Here is a 206-nt window from a genome sequence, read left to right as displayed (position 1 = left end):
GATGGTGGGTCGTGCAGGATTTAAATTCTACGAATTTAGCCTGCGGCCTGAACCTGCAACCAGCTTGCCGAGGTATGGATTGGTAACTGAGTATTTACGGGGCGGTGAATTGGCTTGCGCTGCTGTTAAGATGGTGGGTCGTGCAGGATTTAAATTCTACGAATTTAGCCTGCGGCCTGAACCTGCAACCAGCTTGCCGAGGTATG

The 206-nt window shown here is 51.0% G+C and carries 1 protein-coding gene; it reads left to right on the top strand.

Going from position 1 to position 206, the window contains the following annotated elements:
* On the top strand, nucleotides 1-206 hold a 206-nt coding region (locus OQV04_RS24980; RefSeq protein WP_332643271.1), incomplete at both ends, for a hypothetical protein.

The organism is Escherichia sp. Lx600-2 (genome assembly GCF_036662595.1).
Taxonomy (GTDB): Bacteria; Pseudomonadota; Gammaproteobacteria; order Enterobacterales; family Enterobacteriaceae; genus Escherichia; species Escherichia coli.
This window is presented reverse-complemented; position numbering and strand designations above follow the sequence as displayed.